Here is a 24,979-nt window from a genome sequence, read left to right as displayed (position 1 = left end):
TAAAATGAAAAATAAGTCAGTTATTATTAGTTTGCTTCTGCTAATCATTCTTATAACTGCCGGGGCTTTAGCTAATAGCTTTAGTATTAGTATTCCTTATAAAGTAAAGGTTAGGAGTATGAATATAAAGTTAAGTGAAATAGCTTACATAAGTGGTGAAGATGAATTTAAAGAGAATGTTAGTTCAATTTCTTTAGGTCAAGCTCCTTTGCCTGGCTATAAGAGGGTTATTTATCGAGAAGAAGTGATTTATGCTTTAAAAAATCGAGGTTATAATTTATCTAAGGTACGCTTGGATATTCCCTATCAATTTACAGTAATTGCTGATTATAAAAGAGTATCTATTAATAGATTGATTGATGTAGGTAAAGATTATATATATAGTTCAGGATCATATAGTAAGGAAAAGCTTGAGGTGGAAGTTATAAATCCACCTCAAAAACTAATGGTTCCTCATGGTAATTTGAAGTTAGAAGTAGGAGATTTTTATCAAGGGGACTTAATAGGTACTATAACTATGCCTATAAAGTTAATAGTTAATGATAAACTTTATAAGAGGATATATCTTCAGTATAAAGTTCAGGTCTTACAGGAAGTTTTGGTAGCTAAAAAAAATCTTGAACGAGGACAGCTTATTAGTCGAGATGACTTTAGAATAGAAGAGATATTAGTAGATACACCTAACAGCCAATATATAAGTACAAATACTAATTTAGATGCTAAGATAATGAAGATCTCCTTGGGAGCAGGAAGACCTTTATTAAGTAGAATGGTTGAATTTCCACCATTAGTTGAAAGGTGGGAAGAAGTACAGATTATTGCTAGAATCGGTGGAGTTGAAGTTGTAACTCTAGGTAAAGCGAGACAAAGTGGCCGCCTAGGTGAAAGGATTAAAGTTCAAAATATGCATAGCAAGAAGATTATTACAGCTGAAATTATAGCTAAGAATAAGGTTAAGGTTTTAATTCATTAAGGGAGGTAAAGTAAGGATGAATCAGAGATTATTTTTAAGATATACATTACTTTTTTTCTTGGCGTTATTTATGATAAGTACGAATGTTCAGTCTGCATCCTTATGGAATAATTCTAAGTCTATATATTCTGATAGAAGTGCTCATCAGATTGGTGATTTAATAACTATAATTATTGAGGAGACCACTAGTGCTAGTCAGCAGGCTAGTACTGATGCATCCCAAAGTAGTCAAGTGAGTGTAGGGGCTGGAAGTGGTATTTTAGATTTTATTAAGGCCTTTGGAGTTAATGAAAGTGATAATAATAGTGCTACAGGAGTAACAAGTAGAAGTGGTAATCTATCTAGTAAGGTGACAGTAGAGATTGTTGATATTTTAGAAAATGGTAATTTTAAAATTCAAGGAAATAAAGAAATTACTGTAAATGATGAACAGCAAAGAGTTAATCTTACTGGAGTAATTAGACCTGAAGATATAACTGCTGAAAATACAGTTGATTCAACCTATGTTGCTAATGTAAAAATTAATTATCATGGAGAGGGATCAGTTGGTGATAAGCAGAAACCAGGGATTATTAGTCGGATACTTAATTGGTTATTCTAGGAAGAGGGGATAAGATGCAGATACTAAAGATAAATCTTTTACTTTTGTTGATGTTGTTAATCATTAGTAGTTCAGTTCTGGCTTTAACACCTAATCAGGAAGGAATAAATGATCCCTTGGTTAGAGTCAAAGATATAACTCGAATAAAAGGTGTTAGAGATAATCAGCTGATAGGATATGGATTAGTAGTAGGATTAAATGGGACAGGTGATGGTAAAAGCAACCAATTCACAGTGCAATCTGTAGCAAATATGTTAAATCGTTTTGGGATCAAAGTTACTTCTGATCAAATGAGTGTTGATAATGTAGCGGCTGTTATGGTAACTGCTAAGCTTCCTCCTTTTGCTCATTCAGGAAGTAAAATTGATGTTACTCTATCTACTATAGGTGATGCTGATAGCTTGCAAGGAGGAACACTTTTGATGACTCCTTTACAAGGTCCACTAGGTAATGAAGTTTATGCAGTAGCTCAAGGCCCTGTATCAATTGGTGGTTTTAATGGAGGACAAGGTGGGAATCAGGTTAGACAAAATCATACTACAGTAGGTCGAGTTCCTAATGGAGCATTAATTGAAAAAGATCTTCCTACTGCTTTCTCAGATAATGGATATATTAGATTGCTTTTATCTAATCCTAATTTTTCTACAGCTCAACGAATAGCTGATGTCATCAATGGTAATTTTGGTTATACACCTCAAGGTTCTTACTATGCTGAAGCAGTTGATGCTGGTCAAATAGATATTAAAGTGCCTAAATATTATAAAGAGAAAGTTGTTAAATTTGTTTCTAGAATCGGTCAACTATCAGTTCGTCCTGATACTGAAGCAAAAGTAATCATTAATGAAAGAACAGGAACAATTGTAATGGGACATAATGTTCGTTTATCAAAGGTTTCAGTTGCTCATGGAAATTTAACAGTTACTATTTCAACCCAAGAGAATGTTTCACAACCAAATCCTCTTGCTGAAGGAGAGACAGCAGTAACTGAAGATACCAATGTTGATGTTACAGAAGAAGATAGTAGATTGATGGTATTACCTAAAGGATCTAGTATTTTTGATGTAGTTAAAGCTTTAAATGCTGTTGGAGCCACACCAAGAGATATTATTGCTATTTTACAAGCTGTAAAAGAATCTGGAGCTTTACATGCTAAATTAGAAATTATGTAAAGGTTGTGATTGAAATGAAAATAAATTTTGATTTATCCTTAAATAAATTAGCAACAAGTCAGTCAGATCTAAAAAAGTCAGAACAAAAATTTAAAGATTATCTATCTAAACAGGTTAATAATAAAGATAATAGTGCAGAAGATCAAGAACTAAAAGCGGTAAGTAAACAGCTTGAATCTGTTTTTTTAAATATGATGTTTAAGCAGATGAGAAAGTCAGTAGTCAAGTCTGATCTCTTAGATAGTGGTTTAAGCCGTGAAATTTTTGAGGATATGTATTATAACAAGGTAGCAGAATCAGCTTCTAAGAGAAATGAATTGGGGTTAGCAAAGTTAGTTTATCAACAATTAAGTAATAAATTATAATTAATATTTATAATTATAATAATACAGGTAAAAATAGATAATAAGTTACTGGTTTTAATAAGAAGGGATGGGATTTTATTGCGAACAACCTTAAAGGTAATGGCTATATTGGTACTATTTATTACATTATCTAATATAGCTGTAGCAAAAACAGAAATCATGCCATTATCAGATATTAGACCTGGAATGAAAGGAGTAGGTAAGACAGTTTTAAGGGGAACTGAAATTGAAGATTTTAACGTTGAGGTTATAAGTATTCTAAAAGACCAACAGCCAGGTCAAGATTTAATTTTGGTAAAGACAAGTGGAGATGTTATTAAGAGAACTGGTGGAATTGCATCAGGAATGAGTGGTAGTCCTATTTATATTGATGGAAAGTTAATTGGAGCTATAGGTTATGGATGGCAATTAGCAGACCATAAGATTGGTATGGTAACTCCAATTCAGAGTATGATTGATATCTTTTCATTAACTAAGCATAATAAAGATGATAATAAGACAATTAATTTAAATAGCCCAATAAAAATAGGAAATAAAACTTATAATAAAATATATTTTTCTAGTAATAATAAAAAGGTCAAAGGTTCAGATGCTTTAATAGCTAGACCAGTATCGACACCTTTAACAGTCAGTGGTTTAAACGGAAGAGCTAAAGAGAGGTTAGTTGAAACTTTCAAAGATTATAATATTACTCCTGTTAATGGAGGATCCTTAGCTTATCTAGATGGTGATACAGAATTAAAGCCTGGTAGTGCAGTAGCAGCACAGCTAGTTAGAGGAGATATTAATGTTTCAGCTATTGGTACTTTAACTTATCGGGAAGGAAATAAAATTTTAGCCTTTGGTCATCCGTTTTTAGCCAAAGGAAATAGTAATTATCTTCTATCTTCAGCCTATATTCACCAAATGATTACAAGTATAAAGATGCCTTTTAAAATTGGATCACCAGGTAAATTAAAAGGAGTTATTAATCAAGATAGAACTGCTGGAATCGCTGGTAAAATAGGTGAATTTCCAAATGTAGTTCCTTTAGAGATTAATGTGACTGATAATGATTTGGATAGGAGTAAGACTTATAACTTACAAATTATACAAAATGAAGAATTAATAGAAGGGTTAGCTTCTTCGGCAGTATTACAAGCAATTGATAGTACAATTGATCGTACAGGAGAGGGTACTTCGAAAGTAAGTATAGAAATCATGGGAAATAAGGTGCCAACTGATATTGTTAAGGTGGAAAACCTTTATTATAGTCCTAATGATATAGCTGCCTCATCATTAGCTGATTTTCTACAAGGGCTAAGTTTGATTTTGCATAATCCTTTTAATAAAGTAGAATTAGCTAATATTAAATTTAATATTGAAATTGAAAAGGATGCTAAGGTAGCTTTAATTGAGGAAATTAAATTGAATAAAAAAGAAGCTGCTCCTGGAGAAGAAGTAGAGGCTGAAATTACTTTAAGACCTTATCGGAATGAATTGATAACTAAGAAGGTTAAATTTAAGATACCAGAGGATACAGAAAGTACTAACTTAGAAGTCCATGTTTTTAGTGGTCAAGAGGCTAATTTAAACCAAATGGCCCCTCAAGAAGAAGAAAAGAAGTCTAAAGCGAACAATATTAAAACTTTAGAGGAACTTATAGAGGTTTATCAAAGTCAAAAGAAGAATAATCAGTTAGTAGTGGAATTAAGACCAACTTATACTCCTTCAGCTGATGTAGATAATAATATTAAAGAAGTAAATAAAGAGCATGAAAGCAAGAAAGATAAGGAAGAGAAGAAAAAAGTAAGAGAAGATAAAGATAGTAGAGAGCCAAAAAAAGAGATTTTTAATGACTTGGATGAAGAAGTAGTAGATACTAATTATGTTTTGGAAGGCTCCTTAATGGAAGAGATTAAAGTTAAAATAGAAGAGTAAATATTAATCCCCTCTAATGGTAGAGGGGATTTTTATGTCAATAAATATTAAAATTATCAAGAAATAACTGTTAATAACTATTGCAAGGATTATTAAAATATAATATTATTAAATTAGTTTGTAGATTAGACTGGAGGATAAATTGTAATGATATTAAAAGTTTTACAGTCTAAAAAAGTAAAGATTATATTTATAGGATTAGTAGTTATATTTTCTTTATCTTTATATTTACTGTATTTAAACAACGAATCGTTATTAGAAAAAGCTAAGTATAAGATTATTGCAAGTCTAGAAGAAGAGTTGAATACAAAGATAAAAGTAGATAATATTGCAGTTAAAGGACTTAATAAAGTAGTTATTAGCGATGTATCTATTAAGGATAGTTATTCTAATAAGTTATTAGAAACTAAAAAAGTTGAAATTAGTTATAATGTTATCAATCTAATTTTAAAAGCCTTTAACCCTTTAGATAGTATTGAAAGGATAACTATTAAAAATCCTAAGATATTAATTCAGCAAAAAGAAGATTGGAATTATTCCTTTTTAATTAATAAGGGAAGCCAAAAAGAAAATAATTCTAGTTATAATATTAATTTTCCTATTTATATAGAAGACGGTAAATTAAATTACAAGACGGCTAAATTAAAAGAAGAGCTTATAAATATTAATGGTAAGTTTATCTTAGGAGACTCTTTTCTCTTTGATTTCAAAACTAAATTATCATCTCTATCAGATGAAGAATTAGAATTAAAGGGAACAATTAAAGATGATAGTTATAAAGGACAGGTTCTTTTTGATAAAGTTAATTTAGGTGAGTTAAAAAAGAAACTAAATTATTCAAAATTAGATGGAATCAGTTTGGTAGGTGATTTGAACGGAGTTGCTAAGTTTGAAGGGGATTTTGCTAAAGATCCCGATTACTCTATTGCTATTATTCTAAATAATGGCAGCATCAATAAAGATAAGACTGAGATAAAAGATGTTAAAGGCAATTTGGGTATTAATAGGTATGGGATAAAAATTAATCAACTTTCTGCAAAATATAAGGATTTACCCATAATAGTTAAAGGGGAGATCTTTAATTGGAATAATTCACAACTCAACTTAGAATATGGTATTAAGAAGTTTTCTATGGAGAAAATTAAAGAATTATTTGCAGATGATGAGTTAGAGGCTGAAGGCTATGCTGAGGTTAATGGTACTATCAAAGGTACAGTTAATAACCCTAATATAACAGGCCAACTTTCAATGGGAGAAGGACATATATCAGGTATTGATATAAATAATTTAGATAGTGATTTTTATTATAAGGATAAGGTAATTAATCTAGAAAAGTTAAGTTTGGGATATGGACAAGGTATTGTTAGTGGTAGTGGAACAATTACTTTTGATGATGGAATTAATTATATTTTTTCTACTAAGGTCAATGGAGTTAATGTTTCATCTATTAACTCATTTTTCGATGATAATATAGAAACAATGGGCTCTCTTAGTGGTAATGCTATGATCTCTGGTATTGGGATAGATAAGAATAAATTAAATATCTTAGGAAATATATCAGTAAAAGATGGTTCAATAAAAGATTATAATTTTAACAACTTAGAAAGTAACTTTTGGCTGACTGATGGTAAATTGTCATTAAATAATTTAGAAGTTACTAGACCAGATAGTACTGCTAATTTAGCAGGGGTAGTTAGTTTAAATGGTGAGCTGAATTTATCTGTTCAAGCTGATAATATAATACTAAAAGATTTAAAAGAAATTCATGGTTTAGATTCATTAAAGGGAGCTTTGAGTGTAGATGGAGAAATAAAAGGAAATTTAAATAACCCTATAGTAAAGGGTCAATTTAATCTGGCTGATTTAAGATATAAGGAAATTAATCTAGATGAAGCCTTTGGAAAAATAAATTTAATTGATAATATACTCTATTTAGAAGATATTGCTTTGCCCTCTTTATCTAGTAATTTATCTGGAAATATAAACTTCCAATCTAATTTATCGAAGATTGTGTTGGATACAGATACAATTAAAGCCGATAAATTATTAGGTAGTTTAAATATAGATCTGCCTATTTCTGGTATAGTTAAGGGGAGAACTATAATTACTTCTATATATCCAAGATTGTCTCTTGAAGGTAATCTTATCCTCAATGGAGGTACTATCTTTGAGCAGAATTTTGATCAAGCTGATTTGAACTTTGCTTATCAAGATGGGGATTTTATTATTAATAATTCTAAAATAAAGTATAATAATGATATTTTAGTTGCTGATGGAAGTTATTCTAATAAAAGAGTTGAAGTTGATTTTATTAGTAATGATTTAACTTTATCTAATATTAACTATTATAATTTTAATTCATTAGGCATAGTAGGTTCAGCGAAAGTAGAAGGTAGAGTATATGGACCAATTTCTAAACTAAAGGTTGCTGGAAAATTAAATAGTGATAACATCAAAGTTAATGCTAATTCAATAGGAAATCTTTCTGCAAAAATAAACTATAAAGAAGATAATCTATATTTGACTGATTTAATATTAGAAGATGAAGATAATTATTATAAGATAGATGGGAGTTTAAATCTAAAGGATAAATTAATTAATAGTTTATTGGTAAATGTAAAAGAAGGGAATTTATCTTATATAAATCAATTTCTCCCTTTGAATTTAGATTTACCTTATGGTGTTGTAGGTCAAGTTAGAGCAAATGGTACTTTTAGTAGGCCTATTTTAAATCTAGATCTACATGTCTCAAATGATCAAGGGATAGGTTATTTAGATCTCAAGGGAGATTATGATACTAAAGGTATAGTTGATTTGGATCTCTTAGCTAAGGAATTTAATTTTACTCCAATTAATAATTTGGAGTTACTTCCTTATAATCTAGGAGGAAAGATTAATTTAACAGGAAAAGCCACTGGTAATATTAATTCTTTGAACCTAGATTCAAATATAAAAATTATTGATGGTATGTTAGATGAATTTAATTATGAAGAGTTAACTGGTGAATTAAAGCTAAGTGATGGAAGAAAAGTGGTTATTGATCAGTTATTAAGGGTTAAAGGAAATAATATTGTAAAAGCTAAAGGGAAGGTGCCATTAATTCCAGAAGAAGGATTTGATTTAAATGTTGAATTAGTAGAAGGAAATTTAAGCTTATTACCATTGGTGTTAGATGATATTGAATCTGCATCAGGAAAAGGGAAAGCTAATATCCATGTGGGAGGAAGCTTAAAAAAACCTATTTTAACTGGAAAGGCAGAAATCATTTCTGGTAATATATCTTATCCAAAATTACTAGATAGGGATATAAAGAATCTTTCAGGAAAAATTAATTTAACAAATAAAGAGATAAGTCTAGGCAATGTTAAGGGGGATTATGGAGAAGGAGACTTCAGCTTAGAAGGTTCTATTAATTTAGAAGGTTTTAGGCCTAAAGATTATAACCTAGAGTTTATAGGAAATGATATCTTCTTTGAACATGGTTTTTGGAAAGGTTATAATGATGCAGAAATTGAAATTAAAGGGCCTTTTAATGAACCTTTAATAAAAGGACAATTATTAGTAAGAGATACTAATTTAGACCTGTCATTTGACTGGCCAATGTCAGATAAAAAAGGTGATAGTTTGATTAGTCCTAAATTTGATATAGAAATTATTCCTGGGAAAAATGTAAGAATAGGTAACAATAATATAGATATTTTAATTCAGACTGGAGTTTTAAATCTAAGAAGTGGTGAACAAGGAATTGAGTTAACAGGACAATTAGATTCTGGTAATGGGCAAGTTAATTATTACAATACAGAGTTTGAATTGGAGACTGGTACTGCTAACTTTATGAAATATAGCTTAATTCCTAACTTAAAGATTAAAGCAACTACTCAAATAGATGATACTACAATTTATTTGAACTTAGATGGATTAGCAACTCAAATGGATTTCAATCTTTCTTCTAAGCCTGAGTTAACTGAAGATGAAATTATAACACTGTTAACTCACCAAGGTAGTATTAAAAACTTCTTGGAAAAAGATTATCAAGGAGCATTAGTAAGTGAGGTCTGGAGATTGATTGATGAGGAATTACAAATAGAATTAATCTCTAAAGTTGAAGAATCTTTTGAGAAGTCCTTAAATTTAGATCAATTTAGGATAAAGTCTATTTTAAGTGGTGAGCCAAGAATAGAATTGAATAAATTTATAACTGATAACTTAATGTTGAAATATAAACAAACATTTGGTATAGAAGAAGAACAAACCTATGGTTTTGAGTATCATTTTAGTGAAGGATTTGATAAACTAAGATTTGATGGCTATTACAACAATAAAGGTGAGTATAAATTAGGATTGGAAACAACAATACCGTTCTAATTGTTCTTTATGAGTATCGGCTTATATGGTAAAATATTAATAAGAGGAGGATTATAATGAATAAAAGAATATTGGCAATAATGCTCTCCTTGATTTTCATATTAGTTAATAGTACTACATTAATGGCAGCTAATATTGAAGGTCAAGTTACTCAAAACAAGATTACTGCTATTAAAGTTGTAGGAAATAAGAAAATTAAGGATGAAGAGATTTTAGAACAGGTTAAGACAAAAGTTGGAGATAAGGTTTCAAATGAAAAATTACAAGAAGATATGAAAAAAATCTTTGATTTAGGGTATTTCTTCGATATTCAGATTACTTTCAAAAATCATAAGGATGGTGTAATGTTAACCTTTGAGGTTGTTGAAAATCCTGAATTGGACGAAATTAAGTTTATAGGAAATAATGAAGTTAGAACTGATAAACTAAAAGAAGTTATATCAGTTAGACCAGGACAAATTTTAAATTTAAATAAGTTAGATGAATCTACCCAGGCAATCAACAAATACTATCAAGATGAAGGATATATCTTGGCTAAGGTTGTAGATGTTACGATTAAAGAAAGTGACAAGTTATATATTACTATTAACGAAGGTGAATTAAATAAAATAATAATCAATACTGATGGTGAAACTAAAGATTATGTAGTTAGAAGAGAATTATCTATGGAACCTGGACAAGTATTTAATGTTAATCAAATGTGGAATGATTTGAGAAATATTTATAACCTAGGGTATTTTAAAGATGTAAAACCTCAGTTTAAGCCTGTAGAAGGAGAGTCTCAGTCAGCGAACTTGGTGATTAATCTTAAAGAAGCTAAAACAGGAACCTTCAGTGTAGGTGGAGGATATAGTTCATCTTCTGGGATGACAGGACTTATTAATATAGAAAAGGATAACTTATTTGGTACAGGTAAAAGAGTTAAGTTAAATTGGGAGTTTGGAGGAAAACAGAATTTATATGAGATCGGTTTTTATGAACCTTGGGCTTTTGGAACTGAAACAAGTTTAAATTTCAATTTGTATAATAGAACTGAAGAAGATAGTAATGATAATGATGTTAATGAAAAAGGAATAGATATTACAGCAGGTCATCCAATAACTGATAATACTAATGGTTATATTACTTTAAGTTATGACAATAGTGATTACTATGAAGAGATAAGTGATGGTTCTTTTGAAAAGGCTGATGAAAATACAAGAAGTATAACTTTAAAGACAATTCGTGATACTCGAGATAATTTCCTTAATCCTAAAGAAGGGGGACGTCAAGAGTTATCTATAGAAAAAGCAGGCTTTGGTGGTGACACTAATTTTGCTAAATATCAAACTGATTTACGTAAGTATATACCTGTTGGTAATGATGATAGTTTAGCTTTACGTCTTAAAGCAGGAGCTAGTAATGGTACTTTAGAAGATATCCATAAGTATCAATTAAGAGATGGTTTATTAGATGGTGTTCGTGGATATGATTCTGATTACTATAATAAGACTAAGTGGACTGATAAAAATGATAATGATAAAAGAGATCCAGGAGAAGTAGATTATGATCCAGAAGAAAGTGGATTTAAAGGAGATTCTTTATTATTGGCTAATATAGAATATAGGTTCGATATAGTTGAGAGTGTAACAGGAGTTGTATTTGCTGATGCTGGTCGAACTTTCCAAAATAACGACTTTAGTTTAAATGATTTGAATTATTCTGTAGGTGTAGGTGCTAGATTTAATACTCCTATAGGACAATTAGGATTAGATTATGGTTATGCCCCAGAAGGAGATGCTGATCATAATAGAAGCTTTAGCTTAAGAATTGGTAATACTTTCTAAAGGGAGGATATAGTTATAATGAAAAAGAAATTAATCTTTACTTTATTAGTTTTTAGTGTATTAGCTAGTGTATTTATGTTAAATAGACCTGTTGATGCAGAAGGTGATAAAGCTTCAAAGGTTGGATATGTAGATATGCAAAAGTTATTTGTTAATCATCCAGATAAAGCAGCTTCAGAGTCTAAATTAAATGAAGAAGCAAAAAGGATACAAAAGAAGGTAGAAGAAGAAGCTAAAAATATGACTAAAGAAGAACAACAGGAATTATTACAAAAATATGAACAATATCTTAAGGACTTAGAGCGGAAAGAGATATCTAAGATATTTGAAGATATTAATGATAAGATAAGAATAGTAGCTGAAGAAAATGGAATTAATGTAGTTGTAGATAAACCAGCAGTAATTTATGGAGGATATGATTTGACAGATGATGTTTTAAAGGTTATTAAAGATAATAAAACAGTAGAAGAAGACAAATAATGATTATAAAATTTTAGCTTATAAACTCAAGAAATAGTAGTAAAGACTACTATTTCTTGAGTTTAAATAAGATTAGAAAGTAGGTGTTCTTAGGTGTCTCGATATAGGTTAACCAGTATAGGTGTAGTTGTGGTTTTAATTGTTCTTTTAATAGCTCTTTTTACTGGAAATGTTGTTCAAGGCGAGAGACCTAAAATTAAATCTAAATCTAAAATTGGAATAGTTGATATGGATAGATTATTAGATAATCATCCTTTAACTAAACAAATTAAAGAAATAGATAAGAGTATTGCTAATTATAATTTAACTTTAAAAAATGAAGTTGAAAATTTGAATAATTTACAAAAGGATACCAAAGAATATTTGGGAGATTTTAATTCCCAGTTAAATAAGAGATTGGAATTAGTAAAAGATAATTCCATGAAGGAAATAGCAAATCGAAGAGAGAAATTAAATAATGATTTAAAAGAATATTATCAGCAACTTAAAGATAATATGAATAAAGATCTTATGTCTAAAAAAGAAGAGCTACAAAGTGAATTAAAAGATGAAATTCAAGCGATCAGTCAAAAATATGAAGAAAAAATATCTAATTATAAGGAAAGCTTAAATGATAAATATAATAATAAAATTATTAATTTGAAACTAAAATTAAAATTCAATAATCTATCGGAAGAAGAAAGAGATAAATACAAAAATGAATTGAAAAAATTATCTGTTGAAAAAGAAGAGAAATTATCTACTAAAGAAAGTTATTATAATCAAAAAATTCAAGATCTGATTAAGAAGAAAGAGGCTGAATTTAATAATAGTATGAAAGAATATCAGTCTAGTTTGCAACAAAAGGCAGAAGATTCCTATGCCAAAAAAGAAGAAGAGGCTAGAAGAGAGTTGAATAAATATTTAACTAGTGTAGAAGAAGGCTTAAAAGAGGATCTAAGTTCTAAGGAAGAAGAACTAAGAAGAGATATGGAAGAAAATTTAACTACAACCGAGAATAGATTGATTAGTAAAGTAAAAACTAAGATTAGTAGTTTAAAAGATGAAATAGAAAAATTAGAAAATACCAGAAAAGAACTTATCAATAATAGGTTAGAATCAATTGATAATATTATTAAGGATATTGCTGAAACTAGGAAGATTGACCTAGTTATAACAGATTATATTCAAAATGTAGATGGAATTGATTTAACAGAAAATGTATTAGAGGATATTGGATAGGGAGGTGAAGGTAATGAAAAAATTATTTATAATTTCTATCCTTCTAGTAGTTATTATAGCTTTATTAGTAGGTTGTGCCCAACCAGCTAAAGATCAGGCTGAAAAAGAAGAAAAAGTTTTAAGGGTTGGAGTTATTAATCAAGATAGAATTTGGACTGAAAGTGCCAAGGCAAAAGAATATCAAAGTGAATTAAATACTAAGATTGAAGGTATTCAAGATAGATATAAAGATGAATTAGAAAATCTAAGTGAGGAAGAACAAGTAAAGAAGCATGAAGAGGCCTATAAAGAAATAAATAATATCCAGACAGAATTAAAGGAAAAATTTAGGCAAGAGATTCAAAGCGTTGTTGAAGAGATAGCTAAAACTAAAAACTTAGATATTGTTTTAAATAAAGAAGATGTAAGATATGGAGGAATTGATCTAACAGATGAAGTAATTAAAAAGTTGAAATAATATAATAATATCAGTCCTGAAATAAGCTAAGGACTGATATTATTATACATAAATAAAATATTTATTTTAAGCATATTCTAATTAGAAATAATTTTGTATATATTATTAATAGTTGTGTTAATATTTACCAGGGGGAAAGAAAATGAAGAAGACATTAAAGGAAATGTTAAAATTTATAGAGGGTGAAATTCAAGGGGATGCAGAGACAGAGATATCAGGAGTTGGGGGAGTTGAGAATGTAAAGTCTAATGAGATCACCTTTGCTCAAAATAAAGAGTTTTTTAAATTAGCTGAAGCAAAAGCTGGAGCTATTATTGTTGGTAATGATTTAGCTGAGAGAATAGAAACATCTAAGCCCCTATTAATAGTTGATAATCCAAGGTTTTCTTTTGCTCAGATAGCTAGTTTATTTGTCTTTAAACCTTATCATTCTCAAGGAGTTAGTAAGAAAGCTTATATAGATGATAGTGTCAAATTAGGTAAAAATCTTTCTATCCATCCTAATGTAGTTATTGAAGCTGGAGCAGAAATTGGTGATAATGTTGTTTTAGGGCCAGGTGTATATATTGGACATAATGTTAAAATAGGAGAAGATAGCATATTACATCCTAATGTAGTGGTTGAATATGATTCTAAGCTAGGAAAGAGAGTTGAAGTTCACCCAAGTACAACGATAGGATGTGAAGGATATGGTTTTGAGATGGGGAAAGATGCTTATATAAAAGTTCCACAAATGGGAAATGTAATTATTCAAGATGATGTAGAAATAGGTGCCAATGTGACCATTGATAGGGCAGCAACTGGATCTACAATTATAGGCAAAGGAACAAAGATTGATAATTTAGTTCATATTGCTCATAATGTAGAGGTTGGAAGAAATTGTTTGATTATTGCTCAGGTTGGTATCGCAGGTAGTGCTAAGATAGGAAATAAAGTAACAATAGCAGGTAAGAGTGGAGTTGTAGGGCATATAACAGTTGGAGATAATACTACTTTAGCAGCTAATAGTGTCATTACTAACAATGTTTCTGCTAATTCATTTGTCTCTGGTTATCCTGCTCATGACCATCGTATGGAAAGAAGAATTAAAGCGTCTCGCAAAAAATTACCTGATTTAGTAAAGAAAGTTCGTAAATTAGAGAAGAAAGTAGAATTATTAGAATCTAAATTAAACAAGGAGGGTTAAATTTGAAAGCAAAGTTAATTGTTTTTTTATTAGTTTCTGTATTGTTAGTACCAAGTATAGTTAATGCAGGAAGCTTAGGGGCTAATAGTTTGATTACTATTCCTACAGCTGATACTTTGGATAGTTCAGAATTAAATTTAAACTATCAACACTTTGATAGCCTTGATTTTGTATTGACTAGTTATGGGTTAAGAGAAGGTGTAGAGTTAGGGGCAGCAGTTATATCTATTGATGGTGCTGATGACGACAATGAAGTCTATCCTATGGTAAAGGTTAATTTATTTAAGGAAAATAATAACTATCAACCTGAAGTTTCTTTAGGGGTAATAGATGATAGCCTTTATTTGGTTGCAAGCAAGTCAATTAGTCCTTATGGATTTAGAGCACATGTTGGAATAGCAGATGATAATGAGATTACTGATAAAGCTTTTGTTGGTTTGAGTAAAGTATTAAATCCAGTATCTATTTCAACTGGTGATAATGAGATTAGCATTCCAACAACAACTTTGATGGCAGAATATAATGATCAATTAAATCTTGGAGTTGATTTTGCTTTTTCTTCTGGTGTTTCAGTAAATCTTGGTGTTTTAGATATGGATGATTTTACTTTTGGTTTAGGATTTAAGAACAGATTTTAAATATAGAAGCTCTTAACTGTTAACAGTTAAGAGCTTTTTTATTTAGCATAAATATCCCTAAATAGAATGGATTAATTGAATTTTTATGGAATTAATGTTATAATTTTGGTATCTATAAATTGTAAAAGGGGATGGAAGGATGAGAAGATTAATTGAAATGGTACTGTTTTTGTTACTATGTTTTTCAATAGTTACTACTGCTCAAGCAAGCGATGAAGTTATTGATGTTTATGGTGGAATTAGTTATAACACCTATAGCTTTGATTATCATAATGATATGGTAGAACATACAAAAGATGATGATGATGGTATTAATCCAAGCAAGATAAAAGGAGATGAATCTTATTTTGCTGGTGCTAGATTTTGGCTTAATAATAATTTAGGCTTTGGTATTGAAGGGGAAGAGTTAGAAGCTAGTACCAATGCTTTGGCTTATGACAATAATGATGATGAAGTTCGCTATATTACTGGTAATGGGGTTTTTGAGGCTGAAACAACAGGTCTGATGGCTACAATTAATTATAGATTGCCCCAAGAGCTTTATAATGATAAAGTGATATTTATTTTAGGGATTGGTCAATATGACTCTGAGTATAAGGTTGCCAATGGTTTAATTACTGGAGAGGATAAGACTATTGGTGGTAAATTGGGCTTTGAAGGTGAGTATAGTATAACAGATAATCTGGCTCTTGTTGCTAGAGGGATGTATAGATATGCTAATACAGATGATGATAGTATTGCTTTTGAGGATCAGAGTCTATATGATAATCTTCCAGAAAACGGAGGAGATGCTTCTAAATTTGATACTCAAGAGGATTATGATAGATTAATAAATAATTTCAATCAGAGAAATATTGTAGATTTTAGTGGTTTTGAGGTTTCTTTAGCATTAAAGATTAGGTTTTAACTTTAAAAGATCATTAACTTGCAAGTTAATGATCTTTTTTTGAATTAAAGTATCTGCTATCGAGTATCTAATATTCATTAATTTGCTAGCAGGTGATTATCTTTGTCTGTTGAATATAGTAGTTAATAGAACTAAGGTTTAAAGCACTAATAATGGATATTATGATTAAGTCAGAGGTGAATATAATCAATGAATTTATTTCGGAGAATAACAACTACTCTAACTATTTTAAGCTTAACTTTAATTATAGCTGGATGTAGTAATATTTTGGATGATGATAGTGAGTTTAATGGGGTTCAAGGACATATCACGCTTTCTAATATTAAAATTGACAATTCAACGTCTATAACAAAGCAATTAACTCAAATAAGTAATGAGAAAATGATAAGAGGGATAGATAGTAGTTCCAAGCAAGAGTATGTTAAAGATGAAATTATAATTTCTTTTAAAGAATCAGCAGATATTAAGCAGATATTAAAGAAGTATAAACTAATTGAAAAGAAGAATATTGAAGAATTAAATACTAAGCTTTTGACTGGAGTAGGAACTAGAGATATTCAGAGACTAATTAAAGAGTTGAATCAGGAAGATACTATTCATTATGCAGAGTTAAATCGAAGAGTAAAATTGATGGCAGTTGAACCTAATGACCCAGGCTATATGAATCAAAAGTGGAATTACTCGGCAATTAGCTTACCAGAGGCTTGGGCTTTAAGCACTGGTAGTGCCAAGGTAACAGTAGCAGTAATAGATACAGGGATTGATTTAGAGCATCCTGATTTGAAAGGGCAATTAATTAATGGAATAGATATGGTAGGAGATGATGACGATGATTTTCCAGGACCTGATGATAAAAATGGGCATGGTACTCATGTAGCAGGAATTATTGGTGCTACAACTAATAATGATGAAGGGATAGCAGGTATTAATTGGAATATCAGTTTAATGCCTATAAAGGTATTACCTGCTTCAGGTAGAACAGGGAATATGGAAACAATTTCGGCAGGGATTGTTTGGGCAGTTAATCATGGGGCAGATATTATTAATTTAAGTTTGGGAGCTTCAGAAGCTTCTCAAATCTTAGAAGAAGCGATTGAGTATGCTTATAAGCATAATGTAACTGTAATTGCTGCATCGGGGAACTATTCCTCTGATGAATTATTATATCCAGCCCAATATACTCAGGTAATTGGGGTTGCTTCAATAGATTCTGATTTTCAATTATCTACGTTTTCTAATTATGGAGAAAATCTTGATTTTGTAGCTCCAGGAGAAGATATCTACTCTGCTTATATATCTAAATACTTCAGATATAAGTATGACTCAGGTACCTCTATGGCCGCTCCTCATGTAACAGGAGTTGCTGCCTTAATTTTAGCTAAGTTTAGAGCTGAAGGTGAAAATTTAACACCAGATCAGATAAAAGAAGAGTTAGTTTTGACGGCAGAGGATTTAGGAGAAAGTGGAAAGGATAATCAATATGGCTATGGTTTGATTAATGCTCATGCGGCTTTAGCTGGGGCTAAGATTACTCAGGCTAAAGTTTTTGCTGGGGAAAAACTTGCTTCCAAGATTAGATTAAAGAGTGACCTTGTTAAGGTAACAGATAATGGCCTTTATCAATTATCAAATGTTGAGAAAGGGAATTGGTATATATATTCCTGGATTGATTTAGACAAGCCAGGAGAAGAAGGCTATGATAAAATAGATGTAGGGGATTATTTTGGTAGAACTTCAAGTCAAGTAGGACTGGGGAGTAATACTAATTTTGAAATTAATTTAATTACTGATGAAAGCTTTGAAGAATTAGAGGTTAGAAATTAGATCTTGCTTTATAGGGTTATATCTTTCTTAGATATGAGAAAGAGTAACCTTGTTTTTTTCATATAGATATTCAAGTTTAAATTGAAACTTAATGGATGTATTGTGATATTTTAGCCTCTAGCTATTAGTATTATTTTTATAAGCTCTAAGCCAGCGGCTAGTAGCCAATAGCCAGTAGCTAAAACTACCTATAACGATATATTTAAATTTCATTCTAAGGCTGGAGATCTGTACAGATAGAAGTTAAAATTTAATGATAAGTTGCTAGCTATATTATTCTAATGCTGAAGATTTTCAAACTAAGATAAGGAGAATTGATTTATGAAGAAGCTTAAACTTTCTTTAGTAGATAAATACCTTATAATTGAATTTATTAAACCATTTATTTTTTTGATTATTGCTTTGACTATAATTATGATTAGTAGTTATTTATTTGAGTTAGCAGATTTAATTATTGTAAAGAAAGTTCCTGTTAATACTGTATTAAAATTATTATTATATAAGATACCTGATGTTATTGTACAAAGTTTTTCTATTGCTACTTTGTTCTCTACACTTCTATCTATGACACAGTTTGTTAAAAATAATGAATTTACAGCTTTGCGGATGGGCGGTATTTCTTTGCATCGTTTAATCATACCGGTTTTAATAATAGGAGTAATTATAAGTGGTTTAAATTATTTTATTAATGAAAAGGTAGTTCCTTGGACCAATCATGAAGCAGAGAATATAGTAAGAAAGACAATTTTGCAAAAAGGACTTCCTAATTTACAAGAGGGAGTATTTTTTCAGGTAGATAATAGGTATTTTTATATTGAGAATATTGATAATAAATCTGGGACTTTGACCAATATAGTACTTTATGAATTTGAAGAGGATAGTGAAGACGAGTTTCCAAGGGTTATTACTGCTAACAAAGGGTATTTTCAAAATAAAATTTGGTATTTGAGTAATGGGGTTATGCACGATTTTGATGAACAGGGGAATATGATTAGCCAATCAAATTTTAATGAACTTAAATTAAATATAAATGAAAAATTAAAGAATTTTTATGGTGAACAGAAGACTACTTCAGAGATGAGTAGGGATGAATTGAAGAAAGATATAACAATATTTCAGAAAAGTGGTTTGAGTGTTACCTCTTTATTAGTTGATTATCATCTTAAATTATCAAAAGTTTTTGCCTCACTTATTTTTATTTTATTGGGTATCCCTTTGAGTATCAAAACTAAAAAGGGGAAAGCTTTTGGCTTAATAATTAGTATTATAATTATCTTTATTTATTATGTTGCTATATCATTTTGTCGTTCTTTGGGCAGAAATGATCTATTAAATCCTTTAGTTGCCGCTTGGTTACCAAATTTAATTTTCTCTCTTTTAGGGCTATATTTAGTGTTTAAAGAGGAGTATTTTAAATTGAGATAGTTCTTTTTTACTTAAAAGATATTTTTTAAAACTGCAATAGTCTTTGAAAGGAATTTCTATTATTTTTTAAGAAATACAACTGTAGTTATATATTATTTACTTTATTAAATGGGGGAAAAAATGAAGATCTTAAAGATTATTGATAAATATTTAATTTTAGAGTTTGTGAAGCCCTTTTTATTTATGGTCTTTGCTTTGACAATTATTATGATTAGTGGATACTTATTTGAATTAACTGATTTTATCATAATTAAAGATATATCTACTAAGATTGTTGCTAAGTTATTATTATATAGAGTACCACAAGTTATGGTTAATAGTTTTGCTATGGCTGTATTATTTTCGACTTTGTTATCTTTAAGCCGTTTAGTTAAAGATAGTGAATTTACTGCCTTAAGAATGGCAGGGATAAATTTTTGGAGATTAATTGTTCCTTTGATTTTAATGTCTATCTTAGTTAGTGGAATAACCTATTTTATGAATGAGAGAATAGTCCCTTGGTCTAATACAAAATATCATAATATTATTAAATATTCTATTCATAAAAAGGAAGATCAAAAGTTACACAAAGATGTCTTATTTAAATGGGAAGAGAGATATGTTTATATAGGTGAGATAGATGATAGCAGTAAAGAGGCTAAACGGATTATTATATATGACAAATCTGCTGGGAAGAAGGATTTAATTACTGCTTCTTATGGTAGTGTAGAGAATAGTAGGCTATGGTTAGAGAATGCTTTGGTTTATAAATTAGGTGTAGATAATTATAGTAAGGGAGAAGAAAGAGTTAATAAATTGAAAATTAATATAGGTAAAGATATTAATAATTTTTATGATAAAGCTAAAAAGCCTAGTGAAATGAATCGAAAAGAATTAAGAGAAAGAATAGAACTGTTTAAGGCAAGTGGAATAGATACAAGTAAATTATTGGTTGAATATCATATTAATTTAGCTGAATCATTGGTCTGCTTAATTTTTGTGTTAGTAGGTGCACCTTTGAGTATCAAGTCTAATAAAGGTAGAATTTTTGGAATTATAGTTAGTTTAATTATTATATTTGTTTATTATGTTTTTCAGTCTATTAGTCGTTCTCTAGGTTTAAATGGTATATTATCACCAGTGGTTGCTGCTTGGCTACCTAATATTATTTTTGCTTTAGTAGGGACTTATTTAATTTTAAAAGAAGATTATATTAAACTTAAGTAAGGGAGTGAGTAGAATTAGAATAAATTTCATAAAAGTAGTTCTAATAATTTTATTACTCTTACTATTTACTCCTTATTCTTTTGCTCAAGCAAAGGAAGGTAATCTAAAGGCTGATAGAGTACAATATTATCGTTCTGAAGAGTTGATAATAGCAACAGGTAATGCTCGCTTAAAAGTTGATAAAGTTGATATTATGGCTGATAAGATGGAGATTGACCTAAGAACTAATAAATTAAAGGCGAATGGAAAAGTAACAGTTATAGGAGCTGATGGTGAGTTTAATAGTAAAGAGATAGAGTATGATCTCAAGACTAAGCAAGGAATATTTATTGAATCAGATGGAATAATTGTTAGTGAACACTCTAAAGATCCGATTCGTATAAAGAGTGAGCATACTGAACGTGATGCTGAGAAGACAGAAATGAAAGGTAATGAGTTTACTACTTGTGATCTTGATGAACCACATTATCATATAAGTTCTACAACTATTACAGTTTATCCAGGAGATAAAATAATTGCTTATAATGCTGTACTTTGGGAGTTTAATGGCAATATTCCTATTATGTATTTACCGATAATAGTTTATTCTCTAAAAGATGACCAACAAGCCTTACAGTCTCAAATAGGTCATAATAAGGTTAGAGGATGGTTTATTAAAAATACATACAATTATAAGATTGGTTCTGGTTATGATAACTTCTTAGGAAGATTAGAAGGTGATTTTGGACAGCTATACCTTGATTATTATACTAAAACAGGTTTTGCTGGTGGTTTTAAGCATTATTTCCGTACTGATAAAAATGATAGTGAATATCTTTACTTTTATTTAGATGGAGATGAGAGAAATAAAGAGGATAGTCCATGGGTTACTTTAGAGTATGATAGGTATTTAGATTTAGATGATTTACAGAGGGATTATACTATTGGATATAGAAATTATTATGGGAGTGATAACTTATCTAGTCCTGAGAAAGGGACTGTAGTTAATATAGATTTTGATCAAGATTTAACTCTTGATAATTGGGAAAATGATTTAGAAATTTATTATGATCGAGATAAGTATTATAAGAATAAATTAAGTTTAGATATAGGTTTTGATAACATAACAGAGGATCGTACTGACCTAGATTTAGAGTTAGATTTAGATTATGATTTAAAGGAGAAGGAGACTAGCCGAAGTGATAAGTATGGACTTGAAATTGATCTTGATAAGGAATTTTATAATGAAGAGTTGAATAAATATGATGATTTAGAATTTGATTTTGATTATGATTTGACAGATAAAGATCAAGGAAAGAAAATAGAGTATAATCCAATTATAGAGTATAAAAAGTATTTAACTAAAGATATAGAATTAACTTATAATTGGGAGTATACAAATAAAGAAAATAAGATCTCTGATACTAAGTCTTGGTACTATGATACTAGTTTAGAATTAGAAGGTGATTATAGTGCTTATGACTGGACTCTTACAACTAGTCTTGACAGAGATTATAAAGAAATAAAAGAATATTATTTGCCTAAATTAGATATTGGAATTGATCCAGGTCGGATTTGGGATGGGAGTTACTGGGATAATTTAGATATTAATCTAGGTGCAGTTAATAAACACCATAAGAGCTGGGAAGATAAGAAACAAAGGTATTATTATAAATTAGACTATAGTGATTACTTTAAAATTAGTAGAAAGAATAGAATTAATTATACAGAAACCTATGAACAGAACAGATATAGCGATGATTATCAATCATGGTATCATAGAAGTAGAATATACTTTACTACAGATATATCTAAGGGTTGGAGTAATAAATTAACCCATACGTATCAGATGGCAGCTGGTGAGGTTCCTGTTGGCTTTACTAAGAATAAAGATGAAGAGCATAAAATAGAAGAGAAGTTGAGCTGGAGAAGAGGTAGCAGTGATTTTTATATTGAAACTGGGTATAATATACTAGAACAAGAGTATGATGATCTTGATACTAAGCTAGATTATCATTTTAATAAGTATTCTACTTTGGAAATGGTTAGTAGCTATGATTTGAATAAGAATCAATTTGAGGATTTTGCTACTAAGTATAAATATGAACATGGTAACTTAGAATATAAAACTGGACTTAGGGCATATTTTAATCAAGGAGAAGTAGATAAGATAAGGTATGATAACGATTTGGATTGGACCTTTGGAAAGCAGGATTATGAATGGAAGATAGAATTACAAAGTAGTTATAATAGTAAAACAAAAGAGTTTGATACTGCTAATATAATGATAGAGAAGATGCTGCATTGTCGTAAGATTACCTTGGCTTACGATCATATTAAGGGAGAAACATGGTTTGAATATCAGATTTTAGCCTTTCCTCAGGCTGGAGTTAATTTTGGTAGTAGTAAAGATGAAGGAATGTTATATGATGAGGATTTAGGAGGTATTTTAGATGAATAAAAGTAAAATATTATTAGTTGGGATATCTATATTGATCATATCTGGATTATGCTTTCTCTATTTTTCAGGTGATGAAAGTACAACTAAGGAAATTCCTAATTATCAGTATCAAATAGATGATTCTAGAGTGGTAACCTATGATGCTGGAGATAAAAGATGGGATATTACCGCTTTAGAGATTTTAGTTCCTAAATCAGAAGAAGAGAAAAGTAAGAAAGTTATTTTAAGTGATATACAAAAAGGACAGTTATTTAAAAATAATAAGGCTAAATATGATCTAGATGCTGAAAAGATAATATACTTTAAAGAGAAGAAAGACATAACGCTTAAAGGTAATATTAAATTAAAAGAAATTAGCGGGGAAGAAATTGAGACAGAAGAGCTTGATTGGATTGATAAAAGAAAAGAGTTTGTTTCTAAGGCAGATGTAAATGTTAAATTTAAAGATGGAAATTTATTTGCTAAAAAGATGAGAATGGATGTAGAGAATAATATTATAGATTTTTCTGGAGAAGTAGAGATGGAATTTGATCTAAAAGGGGATGGCAATGATGAAAAATAGAGTATTCATATTGCTCATGCTCTTAGTTATATTTTCTTGTTCTGTACAAACAGAGAGAGTTAAAGCTAAGGCAGAAGATAAAATACAGAGTGAGATTAAAGAGGAAGTTAAAGAAAAAATAGAAGATGGAGTAAAGGAAGAGATAGAAGATCAAGTAGAAAATAAGCTAAAAGAAGAAGCAGAAAAGCAGCCAAAAGATAAAGTAAAGAATACTTTGCAAAGCAAGGTCAAAAATAAAGTAGATACAGAAAATAAAGAAGAAGAAAGAGCTAAATTAACAGCAAATAGAATTCGTTATAAAAAGGATGAGAATTTATATCTTGCTTATAATAATGTACATCTCGATTATGATAGTAACAAAGTTGATTCTGATAAATTAAAGTTAGATCGAAACGAAAATATTGCAGATTTTAGTGGGAATGTATATTTACAAAGAGGACAAGGGGATGAAATCTATAGTAATAAGTTAAAATTAGATCTAGATAGAGATATCTTAGTTGCTAAAGAGGATGTTAAGTTAGATTCTACTAAAAAAGATAAACCACTAGATTTAACTAGTCAGTATTTAAAAATCTGGACTGATACTAATGATATGTTAGCTAAAGATGATGTTTTAGTTGATTATGATGGGCAACATATTAAAGGGCAAAGGTTAGATTATAATGATGAGAAAGAAGAGATGGTGGTTAGTAAAGAGGTAGAGTTGAAGGAGGATGGTCAAATACTGACCAGTGATAAAGTTACTATATACATTGAAGAGGGAGATTTTGATGCCCTTGGAAATGTTGAAATGGAGTTTGATATTGATTAATAATTTATTAATTTACTTTTATTCTAAAAAAGAGGTTAGGAAATCCTAACCTCTTTTTTATGTGTGCCTCGTAGATTTAGTAAACAGTAGGTGAAAATCCTATCCATGCTGTTTTCGCCAGTACGGTGTGTGAAATCAACAGTAGTAGGGTGTCTACCGTGAGGTAGAATCTGAAGAGTTTGAGATGAGCAATCAGTCCGGAACAATATGTGAACCAGAGGTGGCATTTAGCTTTGGCGACCCGCCATAAAAACGGGGAAGTCCAATGTTAGCTTGGGGCTCTGTACAAAGGAGAGACAGGTAGCGCTGGTAAATACGTGTAACTGGAAGTGCCCATGTTAGAAAACTAGGTGTGATTAGGGTCGGAATGATTGTAGGGTTTACGTAATTGACCGAGGGAATCTCTAATATAATTCTTTATAGAAATCTATAGAGATAAGTGATGGTATAACTCCAACAGGAAAGCCAGAGTGATGATATATTAGAGTTCAGAAGATATCATAGTAGTGAGAAAAAAAATCAACGAAAGTTGATTATAGCGAAGGATATCTAGGTTATTGAAGTTTAAGATTTGATTACTAATGATATCTTAATTTTGAGTGG

Annotated in this window: 19 protein-coding genes; all 19 read left to right on the top strand. The window is 29.9% G+C overall.

The window, feature by feature from the left end:
- The first annotated feature begins 4 nt into the window (after positions 1 to 4).
- The 19 genes from flgA (at position 5) to OREMA_RS0104900 (ending at position 24,376) form a co-directional block, all read left to right on the top strand.
- Positions 5 to 973 (top strand): flagellar basal body P-ring formation chaperone FlgA, encoded by a 969-nt coding sequence (gene flgA, locus OREMA_RS0104990; protein ID WP_018248184.1) that lies wholly within the window; start codon positions 5 to 7, stop codon positions 971 to 973.
- 16 nt (positions 974 to 989) lie between these two features.
- Positions 990 to 1,574: a flagellar basal body L-ring protein FlgH gene (locus OREMA_RS0104985; protein ID WP_018248183.1), complete on the top strand. Its 585-nt coding sequence runs from the start codon at positions 990 to 992 to the stop codon at positions 1,572 to 1,574.
- Positions 1,575 to 1,588: 14 nt separating this feature from the next.
- Positions 1,589 to 2,743 (top strand): flagellar basal body P-ring protein FlgI, encoded by a 1,155-nt coding sequence (locus tag OREMA_RS0104980; RefSeq protein WP_018248182.1) that lies wholly within the window; start codon positions 1,589 to 1,591, stop codon positions 2,741 to 2,743.
- 14 nt (positions 2,744 to 2,757) lie between these two features.
- The gene (locus OREMA_RS17180) at positions 2,758 to 3,108 is read left to right on the top strand and encodes a rod-binding protein (RefSeq protein WP_018248181.1); all 351 of its coding nucleotides are present in this window, start codon (positions 2,758 to 2,760) and stop codon (positions 3,106 to 3,108) included.
- A 78-nt stretch (positions 3,109 to 3,186) separates the two neighbouring features.
- Positions 3,187 to 5,028, top strand: coding sequence for a SpoIVB peptidase S55 domain-containing protein (locus tag OREMA_RS0104970; protein ID WP_018248180.1), 1,842 nt, complete (start codon positions 3,187 to 3,189; stop codon positions 5,026 to 5,028).
- Positions 5,029 to 5,175: 147 nt separating this feature from the next.
- Complete coding sequence (locus OREMA_RS0104965) at positions 5,176 to 9,393, top strand: translocation/assembly module TamB domain-containing protein (protein ID WP_018248179.1); 4,218 nt, start codon at positions 5,176 to 5,178, stop codon at positions 9,391 to 9,393.
- 56 nt (positions 9,394 to 9,449) lie between these two features.
- Positions 9,450 to 11,219, top strand: coding sequence for a BamA/OMP85 family outer membrane protein (locus OREMA_RS0104960; RefSeq protein ID WP_018248178.1), 1,770 nt, complete (start codon positions 9,450 to 9,452; stop codon positions 11,217 to 11,219).
- An 18-nt stretch (positions 11,220 to 11,237) separates the two neighbouring features.
- A complete protein-coding gene (locus tag OREMA_RS0104955; RefSeq protein ID WP_018248177.1) occupies positions 11,238 to 11,699 on the top strand; it encodes an OmpH family outer membrane protein in 462 nt (153 codons plus the stop codon).
- A gap of 93 nt (positions 11,700 to 11,792) precedes the next feature.
- Positions 11,793 to 12,920 carry an OmpH family outer membrane protein gene (locus tag OREMA_RS0104950; RefSeq protein ID WP_018248176.1) on the top strand — a complete coding sequence of 376 codons (1,128 nt, stop codon included), beginning with the start codon at positions 11,793 to 11,795 and terminating at the stop codon, positions 12,918 to 12,920.
- Between the two features lie 13 nt (positions 12,921 to 12,933).
- Positions 12,934 to 13,377 carry an OmpH family outer membrane protein gene (locus OREMA_RS0104945; protein ID WP_018248175.1) on the top strand — a complete coding sequence of 148 codons (444 nt, stop codon included), beginning with the start codon at positions 12,934 to 12,936 and terminating at the stop codon, positions 13,375 to 13,377.
- A 142-nt stretch (positions 13,378 to 13,519) separates the two neighbouring features.
- Positions 13,520 to 14,563, top strand: a complete 1,044-nt coding sequence (gene lpxD / locus OREMA_RS0104940) for a UDP-3-O-(3-hydroxymyristoyl)glucosamine N-acyltransferase (RefSeq protein WP_018248174.1) — start codon at positions 13,520 to 13,522, stop codon at positions 14,561 to 14,563.
- Positions 14,564 to 14,565: 2 nt separating this feature from the next.
- Positions 14,566 to 15,201 (top strand): YjbH domain-containing protein, encoded by a 636-nt coding sequence (locus OREMA_RS0104935; protein WP_018248173.1) that lies wholly within the window; start codon positions 14,566 to 14,568, stop codon positions 15,199 to 15,201.
- A 139-nt stretch (positions 15,202 to 15,340) separates the two neighbouring features.
- Positions 15,341 to 16,108, top strand: a complete 768-nt coding sequence (locus tag OREMA_RS0104930) for an outer membrane beta-barrel protein (protein ID WP_018248172.1) — start codon at positions 15,341 to 15,343, stop codon at positions 16,106 to 16,108.
- A 189-nt stretch (positions 16,109 to 16,297) separates the two neighbouring features.
- The gene (locus OREMA_RS17175) at positions 16,298 to 17,932 is read left to right on the top strand and encodes a S8 family peptidase (protein ID WP_018248171.1); all 1,635 of its coding nucleotides are present in this window, start codon (positions 16,298 to 16,300) and stop codon (positions 17,930 to 17,932) included.
- Positions 17,933 to 18,253: 321 nt separating this feature from the next.
- The gene (locus tag OREMA_RS0104920; protein WP_018248170.1) at positions 18,254 to 19,357 is read left to right on the top strand and encodes an LptF/LptG family permease; all 1,104 of its coding nucleotides are present in this window, start codon (positions 18,254 to 18,256) and stop codon (positions 19,355 to 19,357) included.
- Positions 19,358 to 19,477: 120 nt separating this feature from the next.
- On the top strand, positions 19,478 to 20,563 hold the full coding sequence (locus OREMA_RS0104915; protein ID WP_018248169.1) for an LptF/LptG family permease: 1,086 nt from the start codon (positions 19,478 to 19,480) through the stop codon (positions 20,561 to 20,563).
- A 4-nt stretch (positions 20,564 to 20,567) separates the two neighbouring features.
- Positions 20,568 to 23,003, top strand: coding sequence for an LPS-assembly protein LptD (locus tag OREMA_RS0104910; protein WP_018248168.1), 2,436 nt, complete (start codon positions 20,568 to 20,570; stop codon positions 23,001 to 23,003).
- On the top strand, positions 22,996 to 23,565 hold the full coding sequence (gene lptC, locus OREMA_RS0104905) for an LPS export ABC transporter periplasmic protein LptC (RefSeq protein ID WP_018248167.1): 570 nt from the start codon (positions 22,996 to 22,998) through the stop codon (positions 23,563 to 23,565). The genes OREMA_RS0104910 and lptC overlap by 8 nt, the downstream gene beginning before the upstream one ends.
- Positions 23,555 to 24,376, top strand: coding sequence for an LptA/OstA family protein (locus OREMA_RS0104900; RefSeq protein ID WP_018248166.1), 822 nt, complete (start codon positions 23,555 to 23,557; stop codon positions 24,374 to 24,376). The genes lptC and OREMA_RS0104900 overlap by 11 nt, the downstream gene beginning before the upstream one ends.
- The last annotated feature ends 603 nt before the right edge of the window (positions 24,377 to 24,979 follow it).

It is taken from the genome of Orenia marismortui DSM 5156, from assembly GCF_000379025.1.
Classification (GTDB): Bacteria; Bacillota; Halanaerobiia; order Halobacteroidales; family Halobacteroidaceae; genus Orenia; species Orenia marismortui.
This window is presented reverse-complemented; position numbering and strand designations above follow the sequence as displayed.